The following is a 17,842-nucleotide window of genomic DNA, read 5'->3' as shown; positions in this document are numbered from 1 at the left end:
CCTGTTCCGCAAGCCTTCGGATGTTATGAGAGTGGAACGAAAAGGGGGCCTTGAATGAATTCAAGGCCCCCTTTGTCAAGCTGCGATCAGGTCAGCGCTGGACGACGCGCATCTGCACCGGCTGCTTGGGCAGCACACGCTTGGCGACCTTGTAGTGACTGTTCCAATACGGTTTGTTCAGCGTATCGACAGTAACGGCCTTGCCACGGCGCGGCGCATGAACGAACTTGTTGTCGCCGAGGTAGATGGCGACGTGGTTGATGTTGCTGCTCTTGATGTTGAAGAACAGCAGGTCGCCGGGTTTCAGGTCCTTGCGATCCACCGTCTGACCATGACCCTGGGCCATGGCATTGGAGGTGCGTGGCAAATTGACTTCACGGACATCCGTGTAGGCATATTTGACCAGACCGCTGCAGTCGAGGCCTTTGCCGGGCGTGTTGCCGCCCCAGCGATAAGGCGTCCCGACAGCCTGCAAGGCCCGTTTTACAACGGCATTGCCCTGTTTGGCAGGCACCGATGCCTGCAGGGCTGCCTTTTGGGCATTCTTGCGCGACAGCGGCTTGCTGGCGCGAGAGTTTTTGGGTTGAACGGATACTGGTGTGGCTTCCTTGGGTGCAGTGCGAGTCGCGAGTGCCGGTGAAGAGTGACTTTTGGCGGTATGGCCCGTGAAGCTCGCAGGAAGTTGTTGCTCACGATTGGTGGCGTGGGCGGCCAGTGGCATAAATAGGCAAATGGTTAGCCATGTCTTGAAAAAAGGACGCATTCGGCAGGGCTCGTAGTGGTCAGCGCGCAACTTTATAACAGCTTTTTCGAAAAATCTGACCCCATTTGTCGAGTGCATCACACTGGTATCGTTGCGTTTTCTGCGACAGACTCTTTCTTTTTTATCGCTAATCCCTTTAGTGACAAGGGCTTGGCGGCATTAAACCGGCTCATGTGCCATACGTCGGATGAGCGAAACCAAGTCACAAAAATGTTATGTATTTTTTTCTATCAGCGCAAAGAGGTTAAAAATGAACGGCTATCGTTCTGATACGCACAGCAAGGTCATGGGTTACCTGATGTGGATTTTCGGGTTTCTGGGAGCGCATCGTTTCTACTACGGCAAGCCGGTGACCGGGACCATCTGGTTCTTCACGTTCGGCCTGTTCGGCATTGGCTGGCTGATCGACCTGTTCCTGATCCCGTCCATGGACAGCGAGGCCGACCTGCGCTTTACGCCCGGTTCGACCGATTACAGCGTGGCATGGGTGCTGTTGACCTTCTTCGGCCTGTTCGGCCTGCACCGCATGTATCAGGGCAAGTGGATAACGGGCGTCATCTACCTGTTGACCGGTGGGTTGTTCCTGGTGGGCATCCTGTATGACTTCTGGACGTTGAATGATCAGATCTCGATGAAGAACGCCCGACGCGGTTGAATGCTTGGGGGTGGGCGGACGCAGAGTGCGGTCCGCCCGCCGCTGGTCAGAGCGTGGAGGGCGGTGGCTTGCCTCAGCGGCTGTAGCTGATACGCCCATCCACCAGTGTGTAGCGCACCGAGCCCGGGAGGCAGTGGCCGATGAAGGGGCAGTTGTCGCCTTTTGACAGCCAGGTCTCACCTGCAACGGTGGAGGCAGCCGGGTCGAACAGCACGATGTCGGCAGGCGCGCCAGCACTCAGCTTGCCGGCTGGCAGGCGCAAGGCTTGTGCCGGGCCGCTGCTCAGGCGGGCCAGCAGGGTTGGCAGGTCCAGCAGGCCATCTTCAACCAGTGTCATCGCCAGCGGCAAAAGCAGTTCGACACTGCTGATGCCCGGTTCTGTCGCGCCAAACGGTGCCAGCTTGGCATCGCGCTCGTGCGGCTGGTGGTGGCTCGATATCGCTTGAATAACCCCTGACCTCACAGCTTCACGCAGGCCATCACGGTCGGCACGGGTGCGCAGCGGCGGCTGGACGTGATACAGGCTGGAGAAGTCGATCAGCGCTTCATCGGTCAAAATCAACTGATACAGCGCCACATCCGCTGTCACAGGCAGCCCACGTGCCTGAGCCTGGGCGATCAGCGCCGCGCCACGGGCGCTGGTCAGTTGGCTGAAATGCGCGCGCACGCCGCTTTGCTCGACCAGCAACAGGTCGCGAGCCAGCGCCACTGTTTCGGCTGTTTCAGGAATGCCGGCCAGCCCCAGAAAGGCGGCAGTCGGGCCATCATGCGCCAGACCACCTTCGGCCAGATCCCGATCCTGAGAATTGAAAATCACCGTCAGGTCAAACGTGGCCGCATATTCCAGCGCCCGACACAGCGTGCGGGTATTGCTGAAGCTGCTCAGACCATTGCCGAAGGCCACGCAGCCTGCGCTGCGCAGGGCCATCAGTTCTGCCAGTTGTTCGCCTTCCAGGCCCTTGCTAAGCGCCCCGATGGGGAACACTTTGCTGAAACCGGCTTCGCGGGCGCGGTCCAGAATCAACTCGGCTACTGCCGAGGTGTCGAGCACCGGTTTGGTCTGCGGCGGGCAGCACACGCTGGTCACGCCGCCGGCTACCGCTGCACGGGTTTCGCTGGCGATGCTGCCTTTGCGGCTGTAGCCGGGTTCGCGCAGGGCCACGTTGAGATCGACCAGACCGGGGGCTGCGACCAGCCCGGTGGCGTCGATGGTCTGGGTGGGCTCGAAGCCTTCCGGTGCGGCGCCGATTGCGCACAGCTTGCCTGCTTCTATGTGCAGGTCGGTAATCTGATCCAGCCCGCTGACCGGGTCGATGACGCGAGCGCCGAGGATGCTTAGCTTCACTGGGCGTTCTCCTGCTCGAATTGTCGTTGCGTGTTTTGTCCGCTCATGGCCATCGACAGCACCGCCATGCGCACGGCGATGCCGTAGGTCACTTGATTGAGAATCACCGAATGCGCTCCGTCGGCCACCGCCGATTCAATTTCCACGCCGCGGTTGATCGGGCCGGGGTGCATGACAATCGCATCCGGCTTCGCGGCCGCCAGGCGCGTGGTGGTCAGACCGAACAGGCGATAGAACTCGCCTTCGCTGGGCAGCAGGCCACCGGTCATGCGCTCGCGTTGCAAGCGCAGCATGATCACCACGTCGACATCCTTCAGGCCTTCGTTGAGGTCGGTGTAGACCTTCACACCATACTGCTCGACACCAACCGGTAGCAGGGTCTTCGGCCCGATCACGCGGATGTCCGGGCAGCCCAGCGCCTTGAGCGCAATCATGTTGGAACGCGCCACCCGCGAATGCAGGATATCGCCGACGATGGCCACCGACAGGTTCTCGAAACCTCCCTTGTGACGACGAATCGTCAGCATGTCGAGCATGCCTTGGGTAGGGTGGGCATGGCGGCCGTCGCCGCCGTTGATGATCGCCACGTCCGGGCACACGTGCTCGGCAATGAAATGCGCTGCGCCCGAGTCGGCGTGGCGCACGACGAACATGTCGGCGGCCATCGCTTCAAGGTTACGCAGGGTGTCGAACAGCGTCTCGCCCTTGCTGGTGGAGGAGGTCGAGACGTTCAGGGTGATCACGTCGGCCGACAGTCGCTGTGCCGCCAGCTCGAATGTGGTTCGGGTGCGCGTCGAGTTTTCGAAGAACACGTTGCACACTGTCTTGCCGCGTAACAGCGGGACCTTTTTCACCGCGCGGGCGCCGACTTCGAGAAAAGAGTCGGCGGTGTCGAGGATTTCGGTCAGCAGCTCGCGGGGCAAGCCGTCCAGAGACAGGAAATGGCGCAGCTGGCCCTGATGGTTGAGCTGCAGCGGGCGCTTGGCGTCGAGAGGCGTCATCGCAATGAACTCTTAAAGGGCGGTGGAAAGGTCTTGAAGTTCGAGTGTCATTGGCGCAGGGCCGGACAGCTTGATGCGTTCGTTCGGTGCCAGCGACAGCGTTGCCCCGACCACGTCAGGGCAGATCGGCAATTCACCGGCGTCCAGGTCCAGCAGGCAGACCAGCGTGACGCTGGCCGGGCGGCCGTAATCGAACAGCTCGTTGAGTGCGGCGCGGATGGTACGGCCACTCATCAGTACGTCATCGATCAGCACAAGGTGTTGGCCTTCGATCTCGAAAGGCAGCTCTGAAGGGCGAACCTGAGGGTGCAGCCCATTCTGGCTGAAATCATCGCGATAGAAGGAAACGTCGAGGGTGCCGAGTGGCGACGGATTGTCCAGCGCTTTGAGCAGCGCCTGAGCGACCCATACGCCGCCGGTACGAATGCCGATGAAGCGAGGGTCGCTGATGCTGCGCTTGCTCAGATGAGCGTTCAGGTCAGTGGCCATCTTACGAATCAGCTCGGCGGGATTTGGCAGACTCATGGTTGCTCCTTTGAGGCTCGGGCAGCGTCCATCCATGGCGCCTTGCTCAAGCGGTAACGTGGAATCCGGTTATCTCGAAGCGGTCTGGGCTGCAAAAGTCACACATTCAGCAGCTCGGGGTGCTCGTCCAGCCAGCCTTGCAGAAGCAGTGCAGCGGCGATGGCGTCCACCGGGTTGTCGCGATAGCTGCCTTTCTGTCCGCCGCGCGCCATGCGCTCGCCTTTCGCCTCGAAGGTGGTCAGGCGTTCATCGTGGGTGTAGACCGTTACACCAAAGCGACCATTGAGCCTGCGCGAGAACTTCTCGGCGCGGGCGCTCATGTCGCTGGGTGTGCCGTCCATGTTCAATGGCAGGCCGACCACAATTGCGTCAGGTTTCCATTCGGTGATCAACGCCTGGACCTTGTCCCAGTCCGGTACGCCATTCTGCGCCTTGAGCGTGCAGAGTTCGCGAGCCTGACCGGTGATTGCCTGGCCGACGGCAACGCCGATCTGTTTGGTGCCGTAATCGATGCCCAGCAGAAGCCGTAGCGCGGCCATCAAGCGTGTCCTGCCTGGGTCGAAATCAGGCTGAGGTTGACGCCAAGGCGCCTCGCTGCTGCGTCGAGGCGCTGATCGCTGTCGACATCGAACAGGATGGCTGGGTCGAACGAGCAGGTCAGCCAGGCATTGTCGGCCATTTCGGCATCCAGTTGACCGGCGTCCCAGCCCGCATAGCCCAGGGTGATCACATTTTGATCAGGGCCATAGCCGTCGGCGATGGAAAACAGCACATCCTGGGAAGTGGACAACGAGATTCCGCCCGGCAAGGCGACCGTGGCCTGAAACATCTGACCGCTGGGGTGCAAGACAAAACCGCGGTCGGTCTGCACCGGGCCGCCGTAATGAATGGCGATTTCCTCGCAGCGCTTGGGCGCAGGAAGCTCCGGCCGCAATTGTTCAAGCACATCCGCCAGAGACAGGCCTTGCGGGCGGTTGATCACCAGCCCCATCGCGCCATTGGCGTTGTGCTCGACAATGTAGGTCAAGGTCTGAGCAAAGTTCTCGTCGTGCATGTGGGGCATGGCGATCAGGAACTGATGCTTGAGATAACTCGGAGAGACTTTTTTCATGAGTCCTAGTTTGGCGTCGTGTTACAGGCCTGACAACTGGCACTTAGCAGGTGCCCGTTGTCCATTGGCAAAAATGTCAGTTGCTGGACAGTTTGTCGCCGCGTGCAAATTTCCAGGTGCGAATGATCTCAAGTCTGTCGATATCCGCCAGATCGCCGGTGAACGGCGCAAAAGGCGCTGCCAGACGCACGATTCGCTGAGCCGCCTGATCGAGCAGCGGTTGCCCCGACGACTCCAGCACCAGCACCTCGTACAGCGAACCATCCCGATTGATTGACACAAGAAGTCGCAAATTGCCGTAGATCTGCTTGCGGCGTGCTTCCTCAGGATAGTTCAGGTTTCCGACCCGTTCGACCTTCTTGCGCCAGTCGTCCTTATACCAGGCGCCTTTGTCGCGCATGGTCGAAGCCGCATTGAGGCGATGGATCTTGGGGCGCTTGGCATAAGCCTGTTGTTCGGTCGAAAGTTCGGCTTCCAGGCTGGCGATCTCGTTGCTCAGTTCCGCGCTGTCAAAGGTCGGTGCGGCCTTGGCTGTCGGTTCGGGCTTGACCTCTTCGCGCTTGGCAACGGTTTTCTGCTGGCTGGGCGCTGTGGTCGCCACGGCGGTCTTGGGTGCCTCCTGCCTGACCACGGGCTTGCTGGCTGGGGGCGGGGTGACCTTATTGACCTTGGTGTCCTGATAGGGCGCCAGTTCGGTGGTCTTGAGCGTCTCGGCCTTGTCGAGGGTGCCGCTGCCCTGCTGGTCGTCCTGCGCCAGAAAATCCGCCTGTTTGGGCTTTTCTTCGCTCTTGAAGGTGGCGAGGGTGATTTCCAGGGTCTGCGAGATATGCTCCGGCTTGACGTAGGTAAAGCCCACGCCAAGGATCACTGCCAGGTGGATCAGCGCCGCGATCATCATGGTGAAACCCAGACGATCGGCAGGGCGCACACCCGCAGTGGAGAGCTCTAGGGGGAGGTCGTTCTTGGCCATGGATGTCATTGGCGGTTCAGCATCTCGTCAGCCTGCATGTCAAAATCCGTGTCGTGTTACAGGTGGCGCATGATAACGCAATGTGTAGTGCGGCTTTACGGAGGATCGGACGAAGGGACGCCGTGGCGTACGGTTTGATCGCAGCCAGCAGCGTCAGCGTTTGATCAGCCCTTGCGCGCTTCGAGTTTCTTCTCGATGGCATCCATCAACAGGCCACCAATGTCGGTGCCGTAGGCGTTGTCGATTTCGCGGATACAGGTCGGGCTGGTCACGTTGATTTCGGTCAGGTGCTCGCCGATCACGTCTAGACCGACGAACAACAGGCCTTTTTCGCGCAGCGTAGGGCCGATCTGTTCGGCGATCCAGCGGTCCTTGTCACTCAGCGGGCGGGCTTCGCCGCGGCCACCAGCGGCCAGGTTGCCGCGTGTTTCTCCCGCTGCCGGGATACGCGCCAGGCAGTACGGCACCGGCTCGCCGTCAACCATCAAGATGCGTTTGTCGCCGTCCTTGATGGCTGGCAGATAGCCCTGCGCCATGATCTGTTGAGTGCCGTGAGCCGTCAGTGTTTCAAGGATGACTGACAGATTAGGATCGCCTGCACGGTGGCGAAAGATCGATGCGCCACCCATGCCGTCCAGCGGCTTGAGGATCACGTCGCCCTGCTGTTCGGCGAACTCGCGAATGATATCGGCACGGCGGCTGACCAGGGTCGGCGGGGTGCATTGCGGAAACAGCGTGGCAAACAGCTTTTCGTTGCAGTCGCGCAGGCTTTGCGGCTTGTTGACCACCAGCACGCCGGCGCGCTCGGCCTGCTCCAGCAGGTAAGTGGCGTAGACGAACTCCATGTCGAACGGCGGGTCCTTGCGCATCAGGATCACGTCCAGATCGTCCAGGCTAGCGTCGACTTCAGCCTCAAATTCAAACCACTTGGCCGGATCGGCAAACACCTTGAGCGGCTTCATGCGCGCGCGGGCCTGGCCAGCGTTCTGGTACAGGTCTTTCTGTTCCATGTAGAACAGCGACCAGCCGCGATTCTGGGCGGCAAGGAGCATGGCCAGCGAGCTGTCCTTTTTATAAGAGATGCGCTCAATGGGGTCCATGACAATCCCTAGGCGAACGCTCATGGGCAATATCCTCTGATCGGTAAGGGCCGTGACGGCCGTAAAATTGGCATCAGGGTGGCGTTCCGATTGCTCCCGGTCAAGGGGCATGTCCGCCACGGTGCAGTTTATGGATTGAGTCTGGAGAGTGTGCTAAAAAGACTGCGCATCCGGGCTTCAATCCCTTTGGATCAATGAAGCGATAAAGTCAGGCTCCCGGTGACTCGCAGAATGCGCAAAAATTCGCTGCGGCGATGGAAGAGCAGCTTATGGAACAACACGCCTCCGCCTTGAAAGTCATGGTCATCGATGACTCGAAGACTATCCGCCGCACCGCCGAAACGCTGCTTAAAAACGCTGGCTGTGAAGTCATCACGGCGATAGACGGTTTCGACGCACTGGCCAAAATTGCCGATAACCACCCGCGCATCATATTCGTCGATATCATGATGCCGCGCCTGGACGGTTATCAGACCTGCGCACTGATCAAGAACAACCGCGCATTCAAATCGACGCCGGTCATCATGCTGTCCTCCAAGGACGGCCTGTTCGACAAGGCCAAGGGGCGGATCGTCGGTTCCGACCAATTTCTGACAAAGCCTTTCAGCAAGGAAGAACTGCTCAACGCAATCAAGGCCCATGTGCCCGGCTTCGTTGCCGCAGAACACCATCTATCGTGATGCCCGCGCCTGATGTCGCGCGCTCGTAAACTGACGGGGAACACCCATGGCTCGAATATTGATCGTCGATGACTCGCCGACTGAAATGTACAAACTCACCGGCATGCTTGAAAAGTACGGTCATGAAGTGCTCAAGGCCGAAAACGGTGCCGATGGTGTGGCGCTGGCCCGTCAGGAAAAGCCCGATGCCGTGTTGATGGACATCGTCATGCCGGGGCTCAACGGTTTTCAGGCCACCCGCCAGCTGACCAAGGATCCCGACACCAGCATGATCCCGGTGATCATGATCACCACCAAGGATCAGGAAACCGACAAGGTCTGGGGCAAACGCCAGGGCGCTCAGGATTACCTGACCAAGCCGGTGGATGAAGAAACCCTGATGAAAACCCTGAATGCGGTGCTGGCCGGCTGATTGCCGGAATCGTCATGGCCGAGCCACGTACCGCCTTCGAATTGCTGCTGGACATGGACCGACGCTGTCGTTCGCTCGCGGCCGGCCTGCCATTGCAGGAAGCCCATCAGCAGGACTGGGTAGGGATCGGATTCCGGATGGGCGAGCAGCGTTTCGTTGCGCCTATCCGCGAAATTGCCGAAATTCTTCACGAGCCGCGTCATGCCGTGATGCCAGGCGTAAAGTCCTGGGTGTCGGGCGTCGCCAACCTGCGCGGCCGGCTGTTGCCGCTCATGGACCTGTGCGGGTTCTTCGGCCTTGAAGCGATGACCGCGCGCAAGCAGCGGCGGGTGCTGGTGGTCGAGCACAACGAAGTATTCGCCGGTCTGCTGGTCGATGAGGTGTTCGGCATGCAACGTTTCAGTCAGTTGAGCCTCATACCTCAGACCCCGCAAGATGTCGATCAAGGTATCGCGCCGTTCCTGCGCGGGCAGTTCATTCGTGAACAGGCATGGCAAGTGTTCAGTCCTTGGGCGGTGGTGCAGTCTGCAGATTTCATGGACCTGGCATCTTAGGCTCTGTACGAGAAGTGGCTGCGCTCGTTGATGCTGCGTTAAAACAGGCTCGGAATGCTCATTTACAATCAGTAGATTCCGCTTCCTTACCTGTTTTGCCTTGCCTGACCTTCGCTCGCCGACTTTCGTACAGAGCCTAGGCTCTGGTTTGTTATGTTTCACAATTGATCCAGGCGGGGGCCTGATTAATGAGTAATACAGGCAGGTCACTGGAGGGCGCACGAAGCCGGACGCAGATCATCCTGCTGTTCGTCGCGCTTATCGTTTTCATCGTGTTGCTGTTCGCCAATTTCGCGTACCTCAATACACAGTCGAATTACGACAAGCAGTACATCGGACATGCCGGTGAGCTGCGTGTCCTGTCCCAGCGAATCGCGAAAAACGCCACTGAAGCGGCAGCCGGGAAAACTCAGGCGTTCAAGCTGCTGGCTGACGCGCGCAATGATTTCGACGTGCGTTGGGGTTATTTGAAGAAAGGCGACCCGGCCACCGGCCTGCCCGCCGCCCCCGACCTGATCCGTGAAGAATTGCGCACTGTGCAGAAGGATTGGGAGGGGCTGCGCAAGAGCACCGACGTGATTCTTGCCAGCGAGCAGACTGTGCTGTCGCTGCATCAGGTGGCTGCGACACTGGCCGAAACCATTCCGCAACTGCAGGCCGAATACGAAAAGGTTGTCGAGAACCTTCTTCAAAGTCGTGCGCCCGCAGCCCAGGTTGTCGTCGCACAGCGTCAGGCACTGCTGGCTGAGCGTATTCTCGGCTCGGTCAATACGGTACTGGCCGGTGACGAAACCGCGGTACAGGCTGCGGACGCGTTTGGCCGTGATGCCAGCCAGTTCGGCCGGGTGCTGAATGGCATGCTGGAAGGCAACGCCACGCTGCGAATCACCCAGGTCGAGGACCGCGATGCCCGCGCTCGACTGGCAGAAATTGCCGAGCTGTTCGAGTTTGTGTCCGGCTCGGTGGACGAAATTCTGGAGACGTCGCCTGAGCTTTACCAGGTGCGCGAGGCGTCCGGCAATATCTTCAACACCTCGCAGACCCTGCTGGATGAAACCTCGGTACTCGCCAATAGTCTGGAAAACCTCGCCAAACGCCGCACGATAAATACTGTCGGGGGTTACGTGCTGGGGCTGCTGGCGCTGATGTCGATCATCCTGATCGGTCTGGTCATGGTCCGCGAAACCAACCGTCAGCTGCGCGAAACCGCACAGAAAAGCGAGCGCAACCAGACCGCGATCATGCGCCTGCTGGACGAGATCGAAAGCCTGGCCGATGGCGACCTGACCGTGACCGCCTCGGTCACCGAAGACTTTACCGGCGCGATTGCCGACTCCATCAACTACTCCATTGACCAACTGCGCGAACTGGTGGTGACCATCAACCTGACCGCCGAGCAGGTGGCTGCCGCAGTGGCCGAGACCCAGGCCACGGCGATGCAACTGTCTGCTGCATCCGAGCATCAGGCGTTGCAGATCAGTGCAGCCTCGACGTCGATCAACGACATGGCAGCCTCTATCGATCAGGTCTCGGCCAATGCGTCGGAATCCTCGACGGTGGCAGCGCGTTCGGTGGCAATCGCCAACAAAGGCAACGAGGTGGTGCATAACACCATCCACGGCATGGACAACATTCGCGAACAGATTCAGGATACATCCAAGCGTATCAAGCGGCTTGGCGAGTCTTCGCAGGAAATCGGCGACATAGTCAGCCTGATTGACGATATTGCCGACCAGACAAACATTCTGGCGCTCAATGCGGCCATTCAGGCGTCGATGGCCGGAGATGCGGGGCGCGGCTTTGCAGTGGTCGCCGACGAAGTACAGCGGCTGGCCGAGCGATCTTCGTCCGCCACCAAGCAGATCGAAACGCTGGTGCGCGCCATCCAGAACGACACCAACGAGGCGGTCATCTCCATGGAGCAGACCACCAGCGAAGTGGTGCGCGGTGCGCGGCTGGCGCAGGACGCCGGTGTGGCGCTGGGGGAAATCGAAGGGGTTTCCAGAGTGCTGGCCGAACTGATCGAAAGTATCACCGAGGCCGCCCATCAACAGGCCGAGTCTGCCGGACAGATTTCCAAGACCATGACCGTGATTCAACAGACCACGTCCCAGACCACCTCGGGCACAGCGGCCACCGCCGAGAGCATCGGCAATCTGGCGAAGATGGCCAGCGAAATGCGCCGCTCGGTGTCGGGATTCACCTTGCCGCCCTCGAAGAAAATCGGATGATGTTCAAGACATGAACACTCTTGGCGGGACAACAGGCGGGATTCGTCATGGCTGATCGTCACGACTACGTGGCCCTTGAATGGCTCAAGGGCGAGATCGCCGAGACGCTGCGACAGGCCCGAGAGGCACTGGACGCGTTTATCGAAGACCCGTCCGACAGCGCGGCGATGGCTGAGTGTCTGAACCTGGTGCATCAGGTTCACGGCAGCCTGCAGATGATCGAGTTCTACGGTGCCGCTTTGCTGGCCGAGGAAATCGAGCAACTGGTGCTGGCCGTTCAACAGAACCGCGTTACTCATCCGGTCGAGTCCGAGCAGTTGCTCATCCAGGCCATGAGCCAGCTGCCGATCTATCTGGAGCGTATTCACTCGGCGCGTCGTGATCTGCCGCTGGTGGTGCTGCCGTTGCTCAACGACCTGCGCAGTGCGCGGGGCGAAAGCCTGTTGTCGGAGACCAGCCTGTTCGCTCCGCAACTGGTCAACGTTCCTCCGCTTGATGATGACGAACTGGCTCGCCGCAATACCCCGGACCTGCCCAACCTGCTGCGCAAGCTGCGTCAGACCTTGCAGGCTGCGCTGGCGGGGCTGATGCGCGAGCAGGGCGTGCAGACCCAGCTCGGTTACATGGCCAAGGTCTTTGCCCGGCTGGAGCAATTGTGCGAAGACGCACCGCTAGGGCCGCTGTGGCGTATTTCCACGGCTCTGGTCGAAACCATGCTCAACGGCAATTTCACCAACAGTCCGGCCTTGCGCAGCCTGTTGAAGGATGCCGACAAGGAGCTCAAGCGCCTGGCGGAACAGGGTGTGACAGGCATCAATCAGCCTGCGCCCGAAGAATTGCTGAAAAGCCTGCTGTTCTATATCGCCAAGTCAGACAGCTTGGCGCCGAAGATGCTCGACCTCAAGGATCAGTACGCGCTGGCCGACGCCTTGCCCGGCAGCGATGTGGTCGACGAAGAGCGTGCGCGCATGGCCGGCCCGGACCGGGACGCGATGCGCTCGGTGATCACGGCGTTGTGCGAGGGACTGGTGCGGGTCAAGGAGCGCCTGGATGTGTTCGTGCGCGGCGATCGCCAGCACGTCAGCGAGCTCAATGCGCTGTTGCCACCGCTGCGCCAGATCGCCGACACTCTGGCGGTGCTCGGTTTTGGTCAGCCGCGCAAGGTGATCATCGATCAGCTTTCCGTTGTTCTGGGGCTGGCGCAGGGGCAGCGTGAGCCTACTGATGGCGCGCTGATGGATGTCGCGGGCGCATTGTTGTATGTCGAATCGACCCTGGCGGGCATGGCCGGCAGCCACGAGCAGTCAAGCCGCGAAGAGAGCCGACTGCCGACCACCGACCTGACACAGATCCACCAATTGGTGATCCGCGAAGCGCGCAATGTGTTGCAGCAGGCCAAGGACGTCATTCTCGATTACATTGATGGCAAGTGGGACCGACAGCGACTCGACCCGCTCTGTGCCTTGCTGGTGCAGGTGCGTGGTGCGCTGGCAATGATCCCGCTGGCCCGTGCGGCAAGCCTGCTGGCTGCCTGTAACGAATACATTCAGGAACACCTGCTGGTTGACGAAACCCGTCCGACTCCTGTGCAGCTCGATTGTCTGGCCGATACCATCACCGGCATCGAGTACTACCTTGAGCGCATGCTCGAGGACCACGAGGCGCCGGGCGATCAGGTGCTGGTCATGGCCCAGCAGAGCCTCGCCCGTCTGGGTTATACCCCGGTCACGGACACCCTTGAGGTACCGCTGCTCGACGAAATCATCACTCAGGACGAGTTACTGGAACTTGATGATCGCCAGGCGCTGGTAAGCCCGACGCAAACCATCGCGCAAGTCCTCGCCAGCCCGCTGTCTGCGGTCAATCCGCCTGCGCGCAACGTACCGGCCAGCCTGCTGCCACCTTCTACTGAAGAGGAGGCGGTAGACGACGAATTGCGCGATGTGTTTCTAGAGGAGGCCGACGAGGTGCTCGATGCCTTGGGCGAGTACCTGCCGCGCTGGTTTGCGTCGCTTGGCAAAGGCCCCCAGTGGGACAGCGCTGCGCTCACCGAAGTACGCCGGGCTTTTCATACTCTCAAGGGTAGCGGCCGCATGGTACGGGCGCTGATCCTCAGCGAGCTGGCATGGTCGGTGGAGAACCTGCTCAATCGGGTTCTGGAAGGCGAGGTGTTGCCGGGGCTAGAAGTGCAGCAGTTGATGAGCGAAGTGCTGACGTTGTTGCCGTCGGTGATCCGCGATTTTGCCGACGGTGCGCAGTGCCAGCGCAACGATGTCGACCTGTTGGCGGCCCGAGCCCATGCGCTCGCCAACGGCCTGGAAGCGCCGACGCTTGCCGCTCGCGATGAACCTGAGGCAGACAAGGCGCTGGATCCGCAGTTGCTGGAAATTTTCCGTCAGGAAGCGCTTGGGCATCTGAGTACGCTTGGCCGATTCCTCGACGTCGCCGAACAGTCACTGTCGCCTTCGATCAGTGACGCGGTATTGCGCGCCCTGCATACGCTCAAGGGCAGCGCGCACATGGCCGACGTGCTGTCGATTGCCGAGCTGGCGAACCCGCTCGATCAACTGGTGCGCGAATACAAGGCCAACCTGATCGATATCGGACCGCCTGAACTCAGCCTGCTGCGCAGTGCCGAGCCCTTGCTGCACAAGGGGCTGGAGCAGCTGGACACTACCCCGCTGGCTGAAATTCCGGGCGCACCGCAACTGATCGAAGCAGCCTTCTCGCTGCTCAACGACCGGCTCGCCGCGGTGCTGCGCGAGTCGGACAGTGGCTTGCGAATCAAGCGTAATCCCCAGCTGATTGCCAGCTTTCTGGCTGAAGGCATGGACATTGTGCTGGACGCCGAAAACCTCCTGCGGCGCTGGCGTCAGCACCCCGGCGAGCGGCAGGAGCTGAGCGCGCTGCTCGACGAACTGACGACCTTGGGGCATGGCGCCCACCTGGCCGATCTGCCGCAGGTCGACGAATTGTGTGAAGCCTTGCTCGACCTTTATGGTTCGGTCGAGGAAAGCAGCCTGGCAGTCAGCGAGCGCTTTTTCGATGTGGCGGAAAACGCCCACGAGGCCCTGATCAACATGCTTGATCAGGTGGCTGCCGGTCAGGATGTCGAGCCTCGTCCGGAATGCGTGCGCGCCCTGCACCAACTGCTGGATCAAGCGCTCGACCCGTCGGCGACCGGGCTGGTCAAGAGTGACGGCCACCAGACCCTGAGTGTCACCGAACTCAATGCTGCGACCGAGCAACTGGCCAGCGAGGCTGCGCCTGCTGACACTGCCGATGCGGACGATGAAATTGTCGAAATATTTCTGGAAGAAGCCGTCGATATCCTCGACAGCGCGGGACAGGCCTTGCAGCGCTGGCTGGCTGATCCGGAAAACCCGGCGCCACTGGCTTCGTTGCAGCGCGACCTGCACACCCTCAAGGGTGGTGCGCGGATGGCTGAAGTGGCGGAAGTCGGCGACCTCGCCCATGAACTGGAAAACCTTTACGAAGGCTTGATCGACCGGCGCTTCCACCATTCAGCAGCATTGGCAGAGCTGCTGCACGAAAGTCACGATCATCTGGCGATTCTGCTGGAACAGCTGTATCGGCACGAGCCGCTCAGCGATCCCTCGGCCCTGATCGAAGCACTGGGCCGCTGCCGCAATGCCGAGAGTGCCGCACCGGACGTGCAGGCGCCGCCCGTCCCCAGTGAAGACCCGCCAGAGCATGACAACGAGCTGCGTGAGGTTTTTCTCGAGGAAGGCTTCGACATTATAGAAAGCTCCGGTGCGGCGCTGGCCCGCTGGCAAAGCGACCCGCATAACCTGCTGGAGGTCGAAAACCTGCTGCGCGACCTGCACACCCTCAAGGGTGGCGCCCGAATGGTCGAGATCGCCCCGATCGGCGACCTGGCTCATGAGCTGGAAACCCTCTACGAAGGGCTTTCCGCCGGCAGTCTGCAACCCGCTCCCTTGACGATCAGCCTGTTGCAAAGCGGCCACGATGTGCTGGCCGACATGCTGGACGCGGTGCGAAACGACAAGCAATTGCCCGACGCTGCGTTGCTGATCGAAAATATCCGCAAACTGGCTCGCCACGAGCCGGCAGGCGAGCCGTTGCCTTCGCAGGCTTCGGTGTCTGGCCAGGAACCTGTCGTGGTGGTAGCGCCGGTCGCCGACGGCGAGGCTGAGCGCAGCGGGCCGGAAATGGTCAAGGTGCCTGCCGAGCAATTGGAGGACCTTGTCAACCTGGCGGGTGAAACGTCGATATTCCGTGGCCGCATCGAACAGCAGATTCTCGACTCGCAAATCACGCTGGTCGAGCTGGAAACCACCATCGAGCGTATGCGTGATCAGTTGCGCCGTCTGGACATGGAAACCCAGGGCCGCATTCTCAGTCGCGAGCAGGTGCAGGCCGAGCGGCTGGGCTATGAAGAATTCGACCCGCTGGAAATGGACCGCCATTCCCAGTTACAGCAATTGTCGCGCGCGCTGTTCGAGTCTGCCTCCGACCTGATGGATATCAAGGAGACCCTCGGCGCACGCAATCGAGATGCCGAAACGCTGCTGTCGCAGCAGGCAAGGGTCAATACCCAGTTGCAGGAAGGCTTGATGCGCACGCGCATGGTGCCATTCGAGAGGCTGGTGCCGCGCTTGCGCCGGGTGGTGCGCCAGGTGGCGTCCGAGCTGCACAAGAAGGTGCGTTTCGAGGTTGGCAATGCCGAAGGTGAAATGGACCGCAATGTGCTGGAACGAATGGTCGCGCCGCTTGAGCACATGCTGCGTAACGCCGTCGATCACGGTCTTGAAAGCACTGAAAAACGTATCGCTGCCGGAAAGTCTGAGGAGGGTTGCATCACGCTTGAGCTGATGCACGAGGGCGGCGACATCCTGATCGAGCTGAGCGACGATGGTTCGGGGGTCGACCTGGCCGCAGTGCGCCGCAAGGCCATCAAGCGCGGCATGATCCACCCGGATGCAGACCTGTCCGATCATGAAGTTTTGCCGTTCATTTTGCAGGCCGGGTTTTCCACCAGCGATATCATCACCCAGATTTCCGGGCGCGGCGTTGGCATGGATGTCGTGCATGCCGAGGTCAAGCAGCTGGGCGGCTCGATGGTCATCGACTCGGTGCCAGGCAAAGGCACGCGGTTCCGTATCCGTCTGCCGATTTCGGTTTCGGTCAATCGGGCGCTGATGGTTGCGTGTGGCGAAGAGCAGTACGCAGTGCCGCTCAACACGGTCGATGGCATCGTACGGGTGATGGCCAACGAACTGGATGGCTATTACCAGACCGTTCCACCGCGTTATCAATACGGCGGACGCAGCTACGAGCTGCGCTACCTGGGCGAGCTACTGGGTAACAGCCCGCCCAGGCTGGTCGGGCAACTGCAGCCTCTGCCGGTGCTGCTGGTGCATCTGCAGGATCAGTGGGTGGCAGTGCAGGTCGATGCGCTGGCAGGCTCGCGGGAAATTGTGGTCAAGAACCTCGGGACGCAGTTTTCCAGAGTGCAGGGGATTTCCGGGGCAACCATTCTGGGTGATGGCCGCGTGGTATTGATTCTCGACCTGATGGCGCAGATTCGTACGTTGCAGCGCCTGCCTTTCAAAGGGTTCACGCCTGCGGCATACACCGAGATCGAGCATGCCAGGCCGTTGCTGGTGATGGTGGTGGACGACTCGGTGACGGTACGCAAGGTGACCGGCCGGTTGCTTGAGCGCAATGGCATGCATGTGTTGACTGCCAAAGACGGGATCGACGCGATGAGCCTGTTGCAGGAACACACACCCGATATCATGTTGCTGGATATAGAAATGCCGCGCATGGACGGCTTCGAGGTGGTCAGCCAGATCCGCCAGGACGATCAGCTCAAGGAGCTGCCTATCATCATGATCACTTCCCGTTCCGGCCAGAAGCACCGCGACCGGGCAATGGCGCTGGGCGTCAACGAGTACCTGAGCAAGCCTTATCAGGAGAACGTGCTGCTGGAAAGCATCGCTTACTGGAGTCAGGTAAATGTCTGAAGGTACGTTTCAGACCAGTCGGCTCACCAGCCTGACAGGCCTCCTGTTGCCGCTGAGCGACCGCCACCTGCTGCTGCCTAATGTCGCGGTCGCCGAACTGATCGACTACCAGGACAGCAGCGCTGAACCCGGCGCACCCGAATGGTTTCTGGGGTTGATCAGTTGGCGCGAACTGAGCTTGCCGCTGCTCAGCTTCGAAGCTACCTGCGGTGGGCGCACGCGAGTGGGCGGTCGCGCCCGGATCGTGGTGCTTAACGCGCTGGGCGGGCGCAACGGTATCAGGTTCATCGCGCTGCTGACCCAGGGCATTCCGAGGTCGTGCAAGGTCGACAGCCAGTTGAGCTACGTCGACGTGCCGCTGGCCGAGCTGGAGCTGGCCGCCGTACAGATCGGTGAAACCGTCGCGCGCATTCCCGACCTGGAAGGTCTGGAGCAGTGGTTGGTGGATGCGGGGCTGGCGCCCTAGCGTCGATCTTCGGACACA

General features: G+C 60.5%; 15 protein-coding genes. 7 read left to right on the top strand and 8 right to left on the bottom strand.

All coding sequences use genetic code 11. The annotated features are described in order from the left end of the window. Nucleotides 1-91 precede the first annotated feature (91 nt). Nucleotides 92-763 (bottom strand): C40 family peptidase, encoded by a 672-nt coding sequence (locus ALO43_RS10965; RefSeq protein ID WP_050586564.1) that lies wholly within the window; start codon nucleotides 761-763, stop codon nucleotides 92-94. A gap of 250 nt (nucleotides 764-1,013) precedes the next feature. Between ALO43_RS10965 and ALO43_RS10960 the strand changes: the two genes are divergently transcribed. Then, nucleotides 1,014-1,418 carry an NINE protein gene (locus ALO43_RS10960; protein ID WP_024689951.1) on the top strand — a complete coding sequence of 135 codons (405 nt, stop codon included), beginning with the start codon at nucleotides 1,014-1,016 and terminating at the stop codon, nucleotides 1,416-1,418. Between the two features lie 73 nt (nucleotides 1,419-1,491). On the opposite strand, the gene ALO43_RS10955 is transcribed toward ALO43_RS10960, so the two are convergent. The 7 genes from ALO43_RS10955 to gshB form a co-directional block, all read right to left on the bottom strand. After that, nucleotides 1,492-2,763, bottom strand: a complete 1,272-nt coding sequence (locus ALO43_RS10955) for a dihydroorotase (protein WP_053479858.1) — start codon at nucleotides 2,761-2,763, stop codon at nucleotides 1,492-1,494. After that, a complete protein-coding gene (locus ALO43_RS10950) occupies nucleotides 2,760-3,764 on the bottom strand; it encodes an aspartate carbamoyltransferase catalytic subunit (protein WP_024689953.1) in 1,005 nt (334 codons plus the stop codon). The genes ALO43_RS10955 and ALO43_RS10950 overlap by 4 nt, the downstream gene beginning before the upstream one ends. A gap of 12 nt (nucleotides 3,765-3,776) precedes the next feature. Beyond that, nucleotides 3,777-4,289 (bottom strand): bifunctional pyr operon transcriptional regulator/uracil phosphoribosyltransferase PyrR, encoded by a 513-nt coding sequence (pyrR, locus tag ALO43_RS10945; RefSeq protein WP_005888339.1) that lies wholly within the window; start codon nucleotides 4,287-4,289, stop codon nucleotides 3,777-3,779. Between the two features lie 98 nt (nucleotides 4,290-4,387). Further along, nucleotides 4,388-4,828, bottom strand: coding sequence for a Holliday junction resolvase RuvX (gene ruvX, locus ALO43_RS10940; RefSeq protein ID WP_005888341.1), 441 nt, complete (start codon nucleotides 4,826-4,828; stop codon nucleotides 4,388-4,390). Further along, the gene (locus ALO43_RS10935) at nucleotides 4,828-5,400 is read right to left on the bottom strand and encodes a YqgE/AlgH family protein (RefSeq protein WP_024668619.1); all 573 of its coding nucleotides are present in this window, start codon (nucleotides 5,398-5,400) and stop codon (nucleotides 4,828-4,830) included. The genes ruvX and ALO43_RS10935 overlap by 1 nt, the downstream gene beginning before the upstream one ends. A gap of 76 nt (nucleotides 5,401-5,476) precedes the next feature. Next, nucleotides 5,477-6,379, bottom strand: a complete 903-nt coding sequence (locus ALO43_RS10930) for an energy transducer TonB (RefSeq protein WP_024668620.1) — start codon at nucleotides 6,377-6,379, stop codon at nucleotides 5,477-5,479. Between the two features lie 155 nt (nucleotides 6,380-6,534). Further along, a complete protein-coding gene (gene gshB, locus ALO43_RS10925; RefSeq protein ID WP_024668621.1) occupies nucleotides 6,535-7,494 on the bottom strand; it encodes a glutathione synthase in 960 nt (319 codons plus the stop codon). A 245-nt stretch (nucleotides 7,495-7,739) separates the two neighbouring features. Here gshB and pilG point away from each other — a divergent pair, with 245 nt between their 5' ends. From pilG to ALO43_RS10895, 6 genes are all read left to right on the top strand, one after another. Next, nucleotides 7,740-8,150 carry a twitching motility response regulator PilG gene (gene pilG / locus ALO43_RS10920; protein ID WP_005888348.1) on the top strand — a complete coding sequence of 137 codons (411 nt, stop codon included), beginning with the start codon at nucleotides 7,740-7,742 and terminating at the stop codon, nucleotides 8,148-8,150. 46 nt (nucleotides 8,151-8,196) lie between these two features. After that, the gene (pilH, locus tag ALO43_RS10915; RefSeq protein ID WP_005888349.1) at nucleotides 8,197-8,562 is read left to right on the top strand and encodes a twitching motility response regulator PilH; all 366 of its coding nucleotides are present in this window, start codon (nucleotides 8,197-8,199) and stop codon (nucleotides 8,560-8,562) included. A gap of 14 nt (nucleotides 8,563-8,576) precedes the next feature. Next, nucleotides 8,577-9,116 carry a chemotaxis protein CheW gene (locus ALO43_RS10910; RefSeq protein ID WP_005888350.1) on the top strand — a complete coding sequence of 180 codons (540 nt, stop codon included), beginning with the start codon at nucleotides 8,577-8,579 and terminating at the stop codon, nucleotides 9,114-9,116. Between the two features lie 188 nt (nucleotides 9,117-9,304). Further along, nucleotides 9,305-11,347, top strand: a complete 2,043-nt coding sequence (locus ALO43_RS10905) for a methyl-accepting chemotaxis protein (protein WP_053931607.1) — start codon at nucleotides 9,305-9,307, stop codon at nucleotides 11,345-11,347. A 47-nt stretch (nucleotides 11,348-11,394) separates the two neighbouring features. Beyond that, nucleotides 11,395-17,358 carry an Hpt domain-containing protein gene (locus ALO43_RS10900; RefSeq protein WP_054997493.1) on the top strand — a complete coding sequence of 1,988 codons (5,964 nt, stop codon included), beginning with the start codon at nucleotides 11,395-11,397 and terminating at the stop codon, nucleotides 17,356-17,358. Next, a complete protein-coding gene (locus ALO43_RS10895) occupies nucleotides 17,351-17,824 on the top strand; it encodes a chemotaxis protein CheW (protein WP_054997492.1) in 474 nt (157 codons plus the stop codon). Before ALO43_RS10900 ends, ALO43_RS10895 begins: the two co-directional genes overlap by 8 nt. Nucleotides 17,825-17,842 lie beyond the last annotated feature (18 nt).

Origin of the sequence: Pseudomonas tremae (assembly GCF_001401155.1) — a bacterium.
Taxonomy (GTDB): domain Bacteria; phylum Pseudomonadota; class Gammaproteobacteria; order Pseudomonadales; family Pseudomonadaceae; genus Aquipseudomonas; species Aquipseudomonas tremae.
This window is presented reverse-complemented; position numbering and strand designations above follow the sequence as displayed.